Here is a 15,118-nt window from a genome sequence, read left to right on the forward strand (position 1 = left end):
GTCAGCCTTCCTGTCGCGTACGCGGATCGAGGAATACGTAGACGATGTCCGCGAAGAGGTTCGCGACGATCACCGCCAGCGAGATGATGAGGAACAGCCCCTGCATCAGGGGGAAGTCCTGATTACCGACGGCCTCAAAGAGCGTGTAGCCGACCCCGGGGTAGTTGAAGATGACCTCGGTGAGCATCGATCCTCCGACGACGGCGCCAAGCGAGAGCGCGAAGCCGGTGACCGAGGGCAGGATCGCATTACGCGCGGCGTAGTTGAGCATCACCATGCGCTTGGGCAGGCCCTTGGCCTCAGCCATGGTCACGTAGTCCTCGCCGAGGACCGTGACGGTCATGTTCCGCATGCCGAGGACCCATCCGGCGAACGAGGCCAGGACGATCGTGACTGCGGGGAGGAAGCCGTGATAGAGAACAGAGGCGATGAACTCCCAGTTCCATCCGGGCATGAGCCCTGGCTGATAGGCGTGAGAAACCGGGAACCATCCGAGGTTCACCGACAGGATGAGCACCAGGATGAGTGCCATCCAGAAGTACGGAACCGCGTTGAGGAAGGTCAGCGCGGGAAGTGCGTGGTCGCTCCATGTGCCACGACGCCATGCGAGCACGACACCCAGGCCGGTGCCGAGGAGGAAGCTGATGATCGTGGTGATGCCGACCAGGCCGATGGTCCAGGGCAGCGCGGTCCAGACGATGTCCGCGACGGGGACAGGGAAGAAGCCGATCGAGAGGCCGAGATCACCGTGTGCCAGGTCAACCAGGTAGTCCCAATACTGCACGTGCAACGGGGCATCGGTGATGCCGTAGCTTTCGGCGATCGCAGCCATGGCTGCCGGGTCGATGCGGCCCTGTAGCTTTTCGACGAGCAATGAGACGGGATCGCCTGGCATGAGCCGTGGGATCAAAAAGTTCATCGTGAGCGCAGCCCAGGCGATGAACACGTACAGCATCACCTTGCGCAGGAGGTACTTCAAGCGGGGACGACCTCTCGGATCGAAATGGAATGGCTGGGGCGGGCGACGCGAAGGCGCCACCCGCCCCAGTCGTGTATTACTTGGCGGGGGTCAGGTTCGTGACGACAAGGAGGTTGTCGGGGAACTGGAACGGTGCGCCCAGTGCGTACGGGTCTTCTGCGGTCGGGAAGCCTTCCCAGCGCTCAGTGTTGTACTGGAACCAGTTCGGCGACTGCAGCATCGGGATCACCGGAAGCTGCTCGACCATGATCTGCTCGAGTCCGTCCAGCGCCTCCTGCTGCGCGGCCGGGTCGACGGTCGATGCGAAGGCTGTGAGGAGAGCATCCGCTTCGTCGTCGTAGTAGCGGTTGTAGTTCGAGACGACGGATTCGCCCGCACCGGTCTTGTACTCGGAGCTCATCATCGACCGGAACAGGGTGTACGGCGTCAGGCCCATCGCGACCGAGGCGATGGTCATCTGATAGTTGCCGGAGTTGCGCGCTTCCAGCCAGGCCTCGAAGGAGACGCCCTGCGGCTCAAGCACGATGCCGACCTCGGCGAGCTGCTCCTGCAGCAGGCTGCTGATCGTCACCCAGTCGACGTAGCTCGACGGAATCTGCAGGCTGTACGACATCTTCTCCCCGGCAGGGGTGGTGCGCACGCCGTCGCTGCCCATGGCGTAGCCCGCCTCGTCGAGAAGCGTGTTCGCGTCGTCGGCGTCGAACTCGAATTCGACGTCCGCGTACTCGTCGCTCATGACCGACTCATAGGCAGGCAGTGGCAGACCGGTGGGATGAGCGGCCGGGGTGTAACCCTGCATTGCCACCTCGGAGAGCTGGTCGCGGTCGATCGCCATGCTGATCGCCTCGCGCAGTGCCACGTCATCGAACGGCGCAGACTGCGTGTTCACAAGCAGGTTCACGAGGCCGTCACCGGGGTACCAGTAGGCGCGGTGCTCCGGGTCCTTCTCGATGTAGATCTTTTCGATGTTGGCGACGAAGCCGCCCGACCAGTCGAACTCACCGGCCTGCAGTGAGCTGTTGAAGGTCTGGTCGGAGGATGCCGGGTAGCGAACCTGCTCGACCTCGACCTCGTCCGCGTTCCAGTAGGACTCGTTGGTCTTGAGTGTGTACAGCTGCTGACCGAACTGGTCCAGCACGAACGGTCCGGTGACGACCGGGTTGTCGTTGGTGAACTCGACCGGGTCGACCTCGGAAAACACGTGCTCAGGGACGACGATGGTGTTGGCGAGTGCGGCCTGGAAGGCGAACATCGACTTGTTGAACTTCACAACGGCCGTGTTCTCATCGACCGCTTCTGCAGCGGCGATGTCGAACGCGCCCGCGTTTGCAGCGGGGTTGTCACGCATCAGGTTGAACGTGAAGGCGACGTCTTCTGCATCGAACGCCTCGCCGTCGGACCAGGTGACGCCCTCGCGGAGTACGAAGGTGGCCTCTGTGCCGTCCTCGTTGAACTCCAGCGACTCGGCCAGCCAGGGCGTGGTCTCACCCGTCGCCATCGGCGTCGCGATCATGAGGGGCTCGTAGAGCATGCCCTTCGTGCCCTGCAGGGCCGTCGGGGCGAACGGGTTGAAGTTCGGCTGGTAGGTGGTGGCCGTGTTTGCGTGAATCGTCAGCGGAGCGACGCCGCCATCATCGGCTACGTCTTCACCGCCAGCGGAGCATGCGGACAGCGCCAGGGCGCCAACAGTGAGTACTGCCGCAAAGCGAAACAGTTTCGGGGCTTTCATAGATGCCTTTCAGTGCGTGTATGAGGTGCGTGGAACTACAGGGAAAACGGTCAGTGTCCGAGATCGGCGCGCAGGACGTCGAACCGGCGAGTGATATGGAATCCGGAACGAAGGTAGAGGTGACCTGCGGGAGATTCCTCGCCCGTCCAGAGGAACCAGGCGCTCTGGGCACCTTCGGTGCGCATCCGCGTGAGGGTGTCGTGCAGCAGCACCTTGCCGAGACCGGTTCCTCGGCAGGATTCGTCAACGCCATAGGGACCGAATCGCTCGCGCAGGCCGCGGTAGGCGCCGTAGGTCGCGAACCCGACCATCTGGCCATCGGGGTGACGCGCCACTATGACCCGGTCGATGCGGCCGTTCTGCAGGACGGAGTCGCGAACGGCCTCGCCCCAATCCGGAGCCAGCCGCTGCGAGGCGAACGACAGCGTCTCGGGGAGGTCGTCAGGGCCAGCGGCTGCGAAGGAGTACCCCTCGGCGACGCGAGTGGCGCGCAGTTCACGCACTTCTTCCGGCATCGCGTACTCGGACAGGTTGATGCTCATCGCCGCCGCGGTGTACAGCTTCTGGAAGCCGTTCTTCTCGAAGAGCGCGGCAGCTTCGGGGTACGCCTGCGCGTCCAGCCCCGGCACGAAGTACGCCAGCGGGTAGGCAGCGTAGTTGATCCATTTGGCGCCCTTGCCAGCGAGGAAGGACTTCGCGCGACGCAGCAGTTCGGTGCCGATGCCCTGCCGTCGCGCGTGCGGGTCCACACAGCCGATCGTGATCCAGCCGCCGTCCGGGTCGGGGCCGATTCCGCGTCCGGCGCGCACCGCATAGACGAAGCCGAGCACATCATCGGTGTCGGCATCGACCGCGACGATCAGTCCGTCAGGGTCGAAGTTCGGGTCGAGAAGGACAGTGTGCGTGAACCAGTCCGCGCTGATCGCATCGCGAGGCATCGCGACGGCAGTGAGGTCGGCGAGGCGGACGGCGTCGCCGCTGCGGTGCCCACGGTAGGTGACGAGCAAGGGAGTACCCACTTTCTGCGAATCGTTGGTCGACGTGTGACGCGAGCGCTCAGCCGAGCGGCGCCATCCCCCAGGTGCGGCCGGAGGAGAGAGCCACGGCGTAGGGCACGCCTGCGAGGCATCCGCGAGAAATCATCTGAGCCGAGTAGAAGTCGATGTAGCGGAAGCCATAGGTCTCACCGCGGGCGAAAGCCTGGCCGCTGATCGCCGCGGTCCATCGCTGATGCGCCTCTTCGGAAATCTCCACGAACACGTCGCCGTCGTAGCCGGATGCGTCTTCCCAATTCTCGGTGAAAAGCAGTCGTCCGACGCCATGGCGCGCGGTCTCGTTCTTCCAACCAGGCAGCCCAGCGAGGAACCGCGCACGCTCGGCAAGTACCGAGGCGTTCTCGTGGTCAGTGTGCATGCTGTTCTTCCAGTGCGCGAGCAGCATCGACGGCTTGACCTCGCGGATCAGATCGGCGAGGCGCTCAGCGGTCGCATCATCTGCCTTCAGGAATCCGTCGGAGATGTCGTCGAAGATGACGACCTCCGCACCGATCCCCTCGGCGAAGGCACGCGCTTCAGCGATCTTCTGCTCGCGGTACTCCTCGACGGAGAGTCGGGGGTGACCTCGCTCACCGGGAGTGAGGGCGACCAAGACGGAGCGCCCGCCATCGATGACGTTCTGCGCGAGCATCGGACCAGCGGTGAGATCCATATCTCCGATATGGCCGCCGACGGCCATGATCGTCTGAGGTGACACAGTGGTGGTCCTTTGTTCGTTGCGGAAGCGTTGCGGAGTTGTTGCGGTCAGTAAATGAGGGCGGATGCCGGTACCTGCGGCGTCGCGGGGCTCGAGGCGAGAATCGCGCGCTGGTCGTCGCCGGCATGGATCCCCTCGCGCAGTGCCGCGGATCCCCACAGCAGGTCGATGAACGGCGGCCGCCCCGGGTTCGCCGGCAGCCACAGCGACTCGTTCGGGTACAGCTCTGCGATCGTCTGCAGCACCGTGATGCCGGTCGTGATCGGATCAAAGGCTGTGGCATCGCGCAGATGCAGCTGAGCGCCGTGCACCACGTCTCCGTGCCACTTGCTGAAGGTCGGGCGGAAGACGGATTCGCGGAAGACGACTCCTGGGAGCTCGCGCTCGTTCAGCGCTGCAGCAAGCCGAGCGTCCGTCCAGGCGGCACCGAACATTTCGAACGGTCGGGTCGTGCCCCGGCCCTCGGAGAGCACGGTTCCCTCAAAGAGCCCGATCGCCGGGAAGACCGTCGCGGTCGTGAGCGTCGGCATGTTCGGCGAGGGCATCACCCAGGAATCGGCGGGATTCTGGCGTTCCCGGTTCCAACCGTCGAGTTCGATGAAGTCGAAGTCGGCCGAGCGGCCGGTGGCCTCCGGCACGTGGACTTCGTTGAACCAGCGGCCCAGTTCACCGAGAGTAAGACCGTGCTGCACCGGAATCGACACGCGTCCGACGAAACTCGAGTTCGCGGCATCCAGCCCGGGACCTGTGCGCACGGTGCCGCCAAGCGGATTCGGGCGGTCGAGGACGACGATGCGGATGCCAAGGCGAGCGGCCGAGCAAAGCAGGTCGTACAGCGTCCAGGTGTAGGTGTAGAACCTGACTCCGATGTCTTGGAAATCGACCAGAAGCTGCTCAACGCCCGATTCCCGCAGCAGCGCGTCGAGTTTCTCGCCCTCGCAGAGGTACGTGTCGACGACGGGGATGCCTGTTGCTTCGTCGACCCCATCGCCGTCGCTCTCGCCTGCCTGCACTGCGCCCCAGTAGCCGTGCTCAGGAGTGAAGATCGTGGTCAGTGCGATGCCCGCGTCGATCAGCGCATCCACGCCACGGCGCAGGTCTGCGGTGACGCCGGTGTAGTTGGTGCAGATGCCAGTGCGACCCGCGCCGATCAGCCCTGGCTGGGCGAGCACTCGGCTCAGACCAGTCGCAACAGACCTTGACTCAACGACCTCAATCACGAGGACCCCTCCACTCACCATCGACCGATGTAAGCAGATTACGCATGTTTGATGATTTGTGTCAATCCTTTACAAATACGGCGAGTCGGGTCGTCCTCTGAGCGCTCTCATTCGTTGATGGCAGCTCTGCCTCGATCAGACGCCGAGCGCTCGAGACGCCGCGAGGAACGCCTCCCACTCGGCGCGTAACGCCGTGAGGTTCTCCTGGCCAGGACCGGTGATGGAATACACCTTGCGGGCCGGCCCTGACGCGGCAGGCTCCCACACTGCGGAGATTGCACCCTCGGCTTCCATCTTCACGAGGGTCGGATACAGCTGAGCGCCCTTAATGGGCTGGAGGCCGGCCTCTACGAGCGCTTGTGAGATTCCGTATCCGTGCCGGGGCTGTGCCGCCAGCACGCTGAGGATCAGCATCGGCAACGACGCTCGCTGCCAGGATGCAAGGCTCACAGCTCCTGTCCTCTCGGCCGATGCCGCCAGTTCATGTAACCGGTGACAACGCTGCTGACGAAGAGGAAGAGCATGGCGGGCTCCTTCCACGCACCGAATGACCCGGTGAACGAAATCAGGATACACAGCATCAGCGGGACCCCGACGCCGAAGGAAGTGCTCCAGCGCCAGCGGCGCACCGCTGCACCGCTGTCATCGGCCGCCAGGGATCGCGCGAACACGGCAGGATGACCGAACTCGCCGTAGCAGTCCCCACCGACGGTTGCAGATCGCACGCTGCGCTCGTGCTCCCGAGCGGCCTTTTCGGAGATTCCGCGACTGCGCATTGCGCCACGAAAGCGGGAGAGCCACTCGTCATCCGACCAGGTGGAACGGAGGGGCAGCCGGGGAACCGCACGCGCCACCAGGAGCACAGCAACTCCGGGCAGCACCATGGCAATCATCAGCATCCAGATCGGTACGTCGGCGAGCAGCACATGGTCGGGGTCTGCGTTCGCCGCGATGCCGACGCAGGCGAGCATGACCGCAATACCTCCGAAGCCGAAGCCGATCGTCCATCCTGCTCTGCCTGCGATGAAAAGCGTCCAGGCGAGATTCGCGGCGATCGCTGCGGCGGCAATGCCGAGCACGACCCACAGTGGCCCGACGCCGATGTCGGTGCGCCACACACCGCGAGTCAACATCACCAGCGCGCTCGAAGCCCCCAAGAACGTCAGGGCCGTGCCGGTGTAGGCGAGCGCCTGCCGCAGCCCGCCACCCTCTGAGGCGGCAACGGCTTCCTCCTCAGTCCCGAGCGCACGAACATCTTCCCGAGCGATGTCCACCGGGTCGCCGAAGAGCACATCGGCGGACACGTCCGCCGCGTGCAGCGACGAAATCAGCTCACGCGCCCGTTCTTCTCGAGCCGCCGAGGGAACACGGGGGTGCGCAACGGCAATCATGTATCGCGAGGCCCACTTCTTGTCGCGCTCCGGCCAGTCACTGATTGACGCCATGCTCATCCTTAGTATCTAGATACATTTCGTATCTAGATACTGCATCATCTGGGGAGCGCTCGCAACTTCGGCAGCGCGTGCCTGCACGCCCCCCGCCTCACCACCGGTTGTGCACGTCCTCCGCCCAGCCCTCCAGGCCGTCAATCGTGAGCCACTCGCCCTCGTCGGTCTGCACGCGTCCGGTGAAGGTGCCGAAGCATTGGTGCGTGGTGGAGCGGATGATCAGCAGATTGGTGCGCGCGTACCGGTCGTAGAACGGCGTGAATGTCAGATCCATGCGCTCAGTTTTCATGCGCCACGGCGTCATCCAGTTCGACGGGTCGAACTCCCAGTCCAGCACCGTGGGGATCTTGTGCACCCGGCCGTCGATCGTGACGCCGGTATGCGAAATTCCGTTACGCAGTCCGTCCGCGCCACCACCGCCGAGGTTGATGCCGATCCGCTTCCCGTTCACCTCGCCGACCGCGGCGCCCCAGTTCCAGTCGGTTCGGTACGGACCTCGTGAGCGCGCATGATCGAGCACCGCGAACCCTGTCGCGTCGTGCACCACACCGTCGATCGTGATCGTTCCGCGGGTCGGGCGATCGACATCCTTGACCGTGTAGTCGACGAGGAGCCTGCTGTGCGGCGATGCCAGCCCCATGGCCTCATGGCCGGCCCGCGTCTCGGCCATGAGATCGACCTGCACGCGCGGCGTGCGGGCGATGAGCCGCGTGCCGGCATCCGAATCCTCGAAGCGCAGGTCGATGGTGCGCCCGCGCGAGGTGTTCACGCCCGCGCCATGCGTGCCGGTGAGCGAAACGCCTCTGCTCAGCGGCGAAATTTCGAAGGCGTCGATCGTGGTGAGGTTCGCGCGATCGAGCGCCCACACCTGTCGGACATTCGCATAGTCGAGCGCGCCGATCGTCAGCGCGAAGATGTGCGTGGGGGTGACGATCCCCCAATATTCCCAGCGCTTGTTGCGACCCCATCCGTACCAGCCACGACCGACGCCGTCGGTGTCGTGCAGCTGACGTCTCGTCCACCCGATGGATGCCGGATCCAGCCGCCCACGCGCATCGACGAGCCGTACAGGTTCGGTGATCTCGCGGTCGTTCACATTCCACTCGCTCATCGCACCGACTTGATCGGCAGCACCGACAGCGCGCCCACGATGGCGAACACGATTCCCGCGATGAACACCGCCGTGTAGTTGCCCGTGAGCGTGATCAACGCCCACACGATCACCGGTGTCATCGCCTGCGGCAGAGTCGTGGCGATGTTCAGGATGCCGAGGTCCTTTGCGGCCGCTTCGGCCTTGGGCAGTACCTCGTTCATCAGCGCCGAGTCGACGCTCATGTAGATCCCGTAGCCGAGCCCGAAGATCGTCGCCAGCGCGAACATGCCGGCGACAGTCGGCGAGAAGAGCGGGATCGCGAGGGATGCGGCCATGATCACGGATGCCACGATCACGAAGACCTTCCGCCGCTGCATCCGGTCGCTGATCTTGCCGGTGATGAACGCGGTCGCCAGCGCGCCGACGAGCATCACCGCGGTCAGGGGTGTGCTCAGCGCGGTGGACTCGGCATCCGAAACCCCGATGTAGTCACGCAGGATGTAGAGCAGGTAGGACTGCACGCTCTGATAGGCGAGGATCAGCAGGAACCTGCCGGCGAAGGCCCACCAGAAGTCCGGGTACGCCTTCGGGCTCACCCAGAAACTCGAGAAGAACTCCTTCCAGCGGAATGGCGGCACATCCAGGTCACGCGAGGAGAAGTCCCGGTTGAAGATCGTGAACAGCAGCGTCGCCACCAGGATGATGCCACCGAAGGTCGCGTACCCGATTCCGATGCTGTTGATGAAGAATCCGGCACCCGCGACGCCGAGGCCCATGCCGACGAACGTACCCATGGCCAGAATGCCGGAGGCGACGCCGAAACGCTCGCGCGGAATCCGGTCGGGCACCACTGCCGCCTGCGCGGTCGCGACGGAGTTGAGCGCCAACATCACCAGCACCCAGTAGACGCCAAGTGTCCACAGCTCGCCCGCTCCGGAGAGCAGAACCATGCACAGGGCGGCGGTCGCAGCGCTGATGACCATCCACGGTGCGCGCCTGCCGAATCGGCTGCGCGTGCGATCGGAGAACGCTCCGATCAGCGGGTGGATGATGATCGCGCCGATGGATGCCGCGGTCATGACGATCGCCAGGTTGGCGACCTTGTTGGCAGGGTCGATCTGCTGCACCTGGTCGGGGATGAAGATGACCATGAAGCCTGCGTAACAGGTCAAAAGCGCGGCGTTCATGACGAACAGCCAGGTCAGTAGGCGACGGTCCGTCGTCTGCGGGCGCGCAGGTAACACAGTGCTCATGGGTCTTCCTTCTCCGCGGCGTCATCGTCGCGGGTCGCCTCGCGCTGGGCCATCGGGTGCGGCAAACACGAGAACATCAGCGTATGCCGAATATGCCACGTTGCAAAACGGATTGCGCGTATCGACATATAACATTCAGGAGTGACCAGCACCAACCCGATCGACGACATCTCCATCGGCGGAGAGATGATCCGCCTCGGGCAGTTCCTGAAGTTCTCGGGGCTCCTCGACTCCGGCGGCAACGCCAAGGAGGTCATCATCGACGGGTACGTCAGCGTCAACGGCGAAGAAGAGCGGCGGCGCGGGCGCCAGCTGCACGACGGCGACCTCGTCACGTTCGAGGGGCGCACAGTTCGCGTTCGGCCCTGAGCACGCTCGGTCGCTACCGGGTTGCGGCGTCAGCGAATGTTCGCCCGGACGGCGTTGATGATCGGCGTCGAGCCCTGAGTGAGCTCGAGAATCTGCTGGCGGATCCGGGGCTCATGGAGTAGTTCCGCCAGGGTGGCGGCGACGTCTTCGCGCGCAATCTCGTCGTGCGGCTGGGCAGGTCCGAGGGAGATCCTGCCGATTCCGGCGCGATCAACGAGCATGGAGGGCCGGAGGATCAGCCAGTCGAGGTCACTCACACTGACGGTGACATCGACGAGCTTCTTCACCGCGAAATAGAACTCCTCGTCATCGCTGAGGTTCTGCCCCCGCCCGGCTTCGGGAAGCACGGACACCAACGCGAACCGATTCACGTCGGCCAGACTCGCCGCCTCGAGAGCTTTCACGACGCCCTCACCGTCGATGGCCGCTGTGACCTCCCTGGCACCCCCGTTCGATCCGGCGGTGTATACGACGGCGTCGATTCCGCCGAGCATGGACGCCAGGGAGCTGGCCGTCACGTCCGCAAGCTCACCCACATGCGCATCAACGCCCTGCGTCAAAAGAGCCATTCTCTGCTCGTCGCGACGCACCAAGCCCGAGACATCCTCGCCTCGTTCGGTCAGGTTTCGTGCCAGCAGCCTTCCCACGGCACCGCTGACTCCGATGATGAATACCTTCACTTGAGTGCTCCCTTCTGCGCCCGCCCCGGGCGATTTTGAGTGCAGTCGTCGTTGGCCTCCCCGGGACGCCTGCCGTCAGGTTCGCACTGATGGGGAGAGCTTCGCGTCGGTAGAAGACCCCTATCTGTATCCGGACCAGCTGAGTCAGGAGAGGGGCAGCTCCCGGAGTTGCCGGCGAGAGGTGATGCCGAGCTTTCGGAAGATGTTGCGCAGGTGGGCTTCGATCGTGCGCGGGCTCAGGAACAGCTGGCCACCGACTTCCCGGGAGGTCGCCCCGGTGGCGACCAATCGCGCGATGTGCCGCTCCTGAGAGGTGAGCTCGTCGGTCGGCTGGGCGGTCCGCTTGCGCGGATGCTCCCCCGTGGCGATCAGTTCGCGGGCGGCACGTGCGGTGAACGCCTCAGCGCCCATGTCCGACAGAAGCTCATGAGCAGTGCGCAGCTGTTCGCGGGCGTCCTTGCGCCGGCCCTCGCGGCGTAGCCACTCTCCATAGACGAGGTGCGTGCGGGCAAGGTGGGTAACTATCCGGCAGTCTCGGAGGTGCTCGATCGCCTCCCGGTAGAGTTTCTCGGCCGCATGCCCGGTGCTGGTTAGCGCGCGTGAGCGCGCCGCCAGCCCGAGCCCCCACGGAGTGCCACTGGCGACGGCCCGTGAGCAGAGCTCGTCGAGCGCATGGGCCGCGCTCTCCGGTCGGCCGGAACGGCACGCCGCTTCGATGAGTTCGGCGTGGGCAAGGTTGCTGTGCGTCAGCTCGTCGGATTCGAAGGCACGCGCCGCGGCTGCCTGGCCCGCTGGGTAGTCACCCACGCCGTTGTGCAGCACGGCCATGCCGTACTGTGCCAGAGAGACCTCGGTGCCGTGCCCACGTGCGGCGGCTTCCTGAACGATAGCCTCGTAGACCTCCGCGGTCTCGGCCGGACCGCCTCGCCAGGCAGCCAGGATGAGTTGGGCGTGAAGAACCTGTACGGTCTGGGTCACCGCCGCGATCGCGGTCTGCTCGGCTGCCCGCGCGAACTCGCCGAAGAGCACCAGCATGACGGATTGGACGAGCAGCGCTGCCGGGAGAGTGGCAAGGGCACCCGCCTCGCGCGCCAGCTGGGTGTGACGGGAGGTCAACGCGTAGAGCAGTTCGTCGTCGAAGACCGCCATCGCCGTCCGGCTGGCCAGCCACCCCCATCGGAGGATATCCGCATCGCTCGCGGCATCCGTGTTCGACTCGTCTCCGCGGAAGGCCACCAACGCCCGCCGCAGGCCGGGTGCACCAGACGAGTACCCCTCCGTGAACGTGGTCACGAGTCCATCGAGCAGCAGGTCCGCCGGCCGCGGCGACCCAGGCGGGGCGGGCGCGGCGCGGGCGGCTTCGGCGACCTCCCGCACGCCGAGGCCGAGACCGAGACCGCCGGTGACGATCGCCGCATCCAATGCGTCGAGGTACGTCTCGCGGGACAGCGCCGGATCCAGCGTGGCGAGGCCTCTGGCTGCATCCAGAAGCATCCCCAGACCCTCGCCCGCTCGCGCCCGGTAGAACACGATACGAGCGCGCAGCAGCTCCAATCGAGCCTGCTGCCGCGCATCGAGCGGGCCGGCTCCGGCGAGCGTGAGCAAATCCGATGCGGCCTCGGACGCACCGGTCTCATGCATGGCGAATGCGGCTTCCAGCGACCGGCCCGCACGGGCAGCGGGCTCGGGGGTCAGCCGGGCTGCGTGCTCCATGAACGCCGCCGAGGCAGCCAACCCACCGCGGGCGCGCGCTCGACCAGCTGAGCGCTCCAGCTCCGCGGCGGCATCCTCGTCGGTGCCCAGCACCGCCTGTGCGCGGTGCCATGCGCGCCGGTCAGGGTCGGAGTCCGGATCAGTGGCGGCGGCCAGCGCGTGGTGCGCTCGGCGCTGTTCAGGTGGTGACGCGTCCCGGTAGATCGCCGAGCGCACCAGCGGATGCCGAAACCTCACCCGGCTGTCGATCTCAAGGAGCCCTGCGACTTCGGCGGGTCCGACCGCGCTCTCCGCGATCCCCAGCTGTGCAGCCGCGCGCCACAGCAGGGCGACGTCGCCGGTGGGCTCGGCCGCCGCGACGAGAAGCAGCAGCTGCGTGTCCGCGGGCAGGCTCCCAGAGCGGCGTCTGAAACTCTCCTCGACGCGGCGCGGAACATCCAGTGCGCCCGGCAGCTCGAACCCGCCCGCCATCTGTGCGGACTGGGCACTCAGCGGAAGCTCCAGAAGCGCCATCGGATTGCCGCGCGACTCGGCGACGATGCGTTTGAGCACTCTGTCGTCCAAGGGCGTGGCGAGCGCGGATGCCAGCAGCGCCCGCGCATCGACCTCACTGAGTCCATGCACGCGCAGCTCTGGCAATCCGGCCAACGCCGTCCGCCCATGCCCGAGTTGGTCGCGATTCGGCTGATCCCGATCAGCGTCCCGGACGGCAAACAGAAGTGCGATCCGCTCGGCCCCCAGCCGTCGTGCCACAAAGGCAAGGACCTGGGCCGAAGCCTCATCCAGCCACTGCGCATCGTCGACGAGACACAGCAGTGGCCCCTCCTCGGCGACCTCTGCCAGCAGGTTGAGTGTCGCGAGACCGACCAGGAAGCGGTCCGGCGCCTCGCCGCCCTGCTGCCCGAGGGCCACACCCAGAGCGGCCCGCTGCGGATCGGGCAGCGCACCCGCGTGGTCCAGCAGCGGCGCGCACAGCTGGTGCAAGCCTGCGAACGCGAACTGCGTCTCGGACTCGACGCCGACCGAGGACTCCACTCGAAACCCGGATGCGTCCGCCGCGGCCCGGGCATGCTCAAGCAACGCGGTCTTGCCGATGCCGGCTTCCCCGTGCACCACCAACGTCCCGCTCAGCCCGGCCCTCGCCCTGGAGAGAAGCGTGTCGACCGCTTCGCACTCGGCGCCCCGACCCAACAGATCCACCAATGTTGCTCCCTCCAGAGCACGTCGGCGCCCGTACTACGTAAGTATCACCGACGCGAGCAACGCAAACCAGGTGTAGGTGGCTTCGCGCGAGCGGCCAGTAGCGGGACTTCTACCGATGCGAAGGCGTGGCCGGCGGTGCGAACCTGGCGATACCGCCGCAACAGCGGCAATCGGATCGCTGAATCTCAGCCATCCGGAACGACCCTACAGAAAGAAAGGAAGAGCCCCATCATGAACCCGATTCAGGAACTCATCAGCAACTTCCAAGACCTTGTAGCCCAGGTGCCAGAGATCGTCCAGCCCTTCATCGTGATGCTCGCCGGCGCGATCCCCTTCATCGAAGTGGAGGGGGCGTCCTTGATCGGTATTGCCGGCGGCCTTAACCTCATCGTCGCTGCCATCGCCGCAGTCGTGGGCAACTTCCTATCCGTGCTTCTCGTGGTGGCCCTCACGTCGCGGGCTCGCACGGCCGTCGTGAACCGCAACAGAGTCCGCGTCAAGGCCACAGTGGGCGCCGCACGGTTCCCCCTGGGTGACGAGGATCGTGCCGCGTTCGAGGAGGCTGCACCGGTCCAGCCCGAGTCGAAGGGACGCCGGCGCTTCAGGACGTGGGTCGTTCGCTTCGGCGTACCCGGCGCGAGCATCCTCGGCCCCCTCGCGATCCCGACCCAGGTCACCTCAGCGATCCTCGTCGCCGGCGGAACGCCGCGTGGGTGGGTGCTGCTGTGGCAGGCCGTCGCGATCGTCATCTGGGGAGCGGTGGCCACCGTGAGTACCTGGGCCGCCCTCACATTCCTCGTCGGGGTCTGAGTCACAGGCCACATAAAGCCGCCTTACAGAGGAGGAACGACATGTACGAACTGCGACCCAGCGACATTGCGCTGCCACCGACCGTTTCCATCGATCTGAGTCATTTCGTCGTGATTGTGCCTGAGGCCAGGGCATCCACGACGGAAAACCCGGACGACTCTGAGCGGGCGGCGTAATGCACCTGCTGACTGTCTTCTCCCATCCCTTCCGCGATAGGTACCCCGCCGCGGTCATGGATTCCTTCCATGGCCCGTTCAAGCAAGCGGACCATACGATCGATGTACTAGACCTGCACCGCGAGCATTTCGACCCGAGATTTACCTCGGCGGACCACGCCCACTTCTGGGGCGAGTCGATCCCGCCGGGTATCGAGGAGATGCATCGACGGGTAGAAGCGGCTGACCGGCTCGCGTTCGTGTTCCCCGTGTACTGGTGGTCGATGCCGGCGCTGATGAAAGGGTGGATCGAGCGGGTGTTCACGGCGGGTTGGGCGTACCAATACGGCGCGGGGGTTGAGGATCGCGGCAGGGCACCAGTGCAGGGGCTCCTTCCATCGATACCCACCGTGCTCATGGGCATCGGTGGCTCGAAGGAGCGCACCTACGAAAAGTACGGCTACGACGAGGCGATGCGCACGCAGTTGGACGTCGGCATCTTCGCTTACTGCGGCGTCGACGATGTCGAAAGCCACCTCATCTACGACGTGGAAGGTGACCACAACACCACGAACCGAGAAGCGGGACGTGTTCAAGCGCGCGAGATCGGACGCGCCTTCGCCTCTGCCGACAGGACGGCCCGTCACGCGAAAGAGGAACACCTCGAGCGTCGGCGCGTGCTGGGCTCGCGCACTGCTCCGTGAGCACGCTCGC

The 15,118-nt window shown here is 65.4% G+C and carries 15 protein-coding genes; 4 read left to right on the top strand and 11 right to left on the bottom strand.

Translation table 11 applies throughout. The features are described from left to right. Position 1: 1 nt before the first annotated feature. The 9 genes from ACSU04_RS14190 to ACSU04_RS14230 form a co-directional block, all read right to left on the bottom strand. Positions 2-979, bottom strand: coding sequence for an ABC transporter permease (locus ACSU04_RS14190; RefSeq protein ID WP_439290042.1), 978 nt, complete (start codon positions 977-979; stop codon positions 2-4). Between the two features lie 76 nt (positions 980-1,055). Then, positions 1,056-2,708, bottom strand: a complete 1,653-nt coding sequence (locus ACSU04_RS14195; RefSeq protein WP_439290043.1) for an ABC transporter substrate-binding protein — start codon at positions 2,706-2,708, stop codon at positions 1,056-1,058. A 50-nt stretch (positions 2,709-2,758) separates the two neighbouring features. Beyond that, positions 2,759-3,727, bottom strand: a complete 969-nt coding sequence (locus tag ACSU04_RS14200) for a GNAT family N-acetyltransferase (RefSeq protein WP_439290044.1) — start codon at positions 3,725-3,727, stop codon at positions 2,759-2,761. A 37-nt stretch (positions 3,728-3,764) separates the two neighbouring features. Continuing rightward, positions 3,765-4,460, bottom strand: a complete 696-nt coding sequence (locus ACSU04_RS14205) for a PIG-L deacetylase family protein (RefSeq protein ID WP_439282708.1) — start codon at positions 4,458-4,460, stop codon at positions 3,765-3,767. A 47-nt stretch (positions 4,461-4,507) separates the two neighbouring features. Next, on the bottom strand, positions 4,508-5,680 hold the full coding sequence (locus ACSU04_RS14210) for an exo-beta-N-acetylmuramidase NamZ family protein (RefSeq protein ID WP_439290045.1): 1,173 nt from the start codon (positions 5,678-5,680) through the stop codon (positions 4,508-4,510). Between the two features lie 135 nt (positions 5,681-5,815). Then, entirely contained in the window at positions 5,816-6,130 is a 315-nt protein-coding gene (locus ACSU04_RS14215; protein WP_439282706.1) for a PadR family transcriptional regulator, read from the bottom strand. Beyond that, a complete protein-coding gene (locus ACSU04_RS14220) occupies positions 6,127-7,125 on the bottom strand; it encodes a hypothetical protein (protein ID WP_439290046.1) in 999 nt (332 codons plus the stop codon). The genes ACSU04_RS14215 and ACSU04_RS14220 overlap by 4 nt, the downstream gene beginning before the upstream one ends. A 97-nt stretch (positions 7,126-7,222) precedes the next feature. After that, positions 7,223-8,239: a DUF2804 domain-containing protein gene (locus tag ACSU04_RS14225; protein ID WP_439290047.1), complete on the bottom strand. Its 1,017-nt coding sequence runs from the start codon at positions 8,237-8,239 to the stop codon at positions 7,223-7,225. Next, positions 8,236-9,474 (bottom strand): MFS transporter, encoded by a 1,239-nt coding sequence (locus ACSU04_RS14230; RefSeq protein WP_439290048.1) that lies wholly within the window; start codon positions 9,472-9,474, stop codon positions 8,236-8,238. The genes ACSU04_RS14225 and ACSU04_RS14230 overlap by 4 nt, the downstream gene beginning before the upstream one ends. A gap of 141 nt (positions 9,475-9,615) precedes the next feature. Between ACSU04_RS14230 and ACSU04_RS14235 the strand changes: the two genes are divergently transcribed. Next, a complete protein-coding gene (locus tag ACSU04_RS14235) occupies positions 9,616-9,843 on the top strand; it encodes an RNA-binding S4 domain-containing protein (protein WP_439282702.1) in 228 nt (75 codons plus the stop codon). A gap of 29 nt (positions 9,844-9,872) precedes the next feature. On the opposite strand, the gene ACSU04_RS14240 is transcribed toward ACSU04_RS14235, so the two are convergent. Together ACSU04_RS14240 and ACSU04_RS14245 are read right to left on the bottom strand one after the other, a co-directional pair. Next, positions 9,873-10,523, bottom strand: coding sequence for an NAD(P)H-binding protein (locus tag ACSU04_RS14240; RefSeq protein ID WP_439290049.1), 651 nt, complete (start codon positions 10,521-10,523; stop codon positions 9,873-9,875). A gap of 144 nt (positions 10,524-10,667) precedes the next feature. Further along, the gene (locus tag ACSU04_RS14245) at positions 10,668-13,436 is read right to left on the bottom strand and encodes a helix-turn-helix transcriptional regulator (RefSeq protein ID WP_439282700.1); all 2,769 of its coding nucleotides are present in this window, start codon (positions 13,434-13,436) and stop codon (positions 10,668-10,670) included. Between the two features lie 234 nt (positions 13,437-13,670). On the opposite strand from ACSU04_RS14245, the gene ACSU04_RS14250 reads away from it, so the two are divergent. Genes ACSU04_RS14250 through ACSU04_RS14260 form a run of 3 tightly spaced genes read left to right on the top strand, consistent with a single transcriptional unit; the run spans position 13,671 to position 15,108 of the window. Next, positions 13,671-14,249: a small multidrug efflux protein gene (locus tag ACSU04_RS14250; RefSeq protein ID WP_439282699.1), complete on the top strand. Its 579-nt coding sequence runs from the start codon at positions 13,671-13,673 to the stop codon at positions 14,247-14,249. Between the two features lie 41 nt (positions 14,250-14,290). Further along, the gene (locus ACSU04_RS14255; RefSeq protein ID WP_439290050.1) at positions 14,291-14,425 is read left to right on the top strand and encodes a hypothetical protein; all 135 of its coding nucleotides are present in this window, start codon (positions 14,291-14,293) and stop codon (positions 14,423-14,425) included. Then, a complete protein-coding gene (locus ACSU04_RS14260) occupies positions 14,425-15,108 on the top strand; it encodes an NAD(P)H-dependent oxidoreductase (RefSeq protein WP_439282697.1) in 684 nt (227 codons plus the stop codon). Before ACSU04_RS14255 ends, ACSU04_RS14260 begins: the two co-directional genes overlap by 1 nt. Positions 15,109-15,118: the final 10 nt, after the last annotated feature.

Origin of the sequence: Microbacterium sp. A84 (assembly GCF_051842815.1) — a bacterium.
Taxonomy (GTDB): Bacteria; Actinomycetota; Actinomycetes; order Actinomycetales; family Microbacteriaceae; genus Microbacterium.

Excerpts from the sequence above, each read along its gene's own strand:
- ACSU04_RS14195 (WP_439290043.1), bottom strand. The coding sequence starts at position 2,708 with ATGAAAGCCCCGAAACTGTTTCGCTTTGCGGCAGTACTCACTGTTGGC.
- ACSU04_RS14220 (WP_439290046.1), bottom strand. The coding sequence starts at position 7,125 with ATGGCGTCAATCAGTGACTGGCCGGAGCGCGACAAGAAGTGGGCCTCG.
- ACSU04_RS14225 (WP_439290047.1), bottom strand. The coding sequence starts at position 8,239 with ATGAGCGAGTGGAATGTGAACGACCGCGAGATCACCGAACCTGTACGG.
- ACSU04_RS14230 (WP_439290048.1), bottom strand. The coding sequence starts at position 9,474 with ATGAGCACTGTGTTACCTGCGCGCCCGCAGACGACGGACCGTCGCCTA.
- ACSU04_RS14250 (WP_439282699.1), top strand. The coding sequence starts at position 13,671 with ATGAACCCGATTCAGGAACTCATCAGCAACTTCCAAGACCTTGTAGCC.
- ACSU04_RS14255 (WP_439290050.1), top strand. The coding sequence starts at position 14,291 with ATGTACGAACTGCGACCCAGCGACATTGCGCTGCCACCGACCGTTTCC.
- ACSU04_RS14260 (WP_439282697.1), top strand. The coding sequence starts at position 14,425 with ATGCACCTGCTGACTGTCTTCTCCCATCCCTTCCGCGATAGGTACCCC.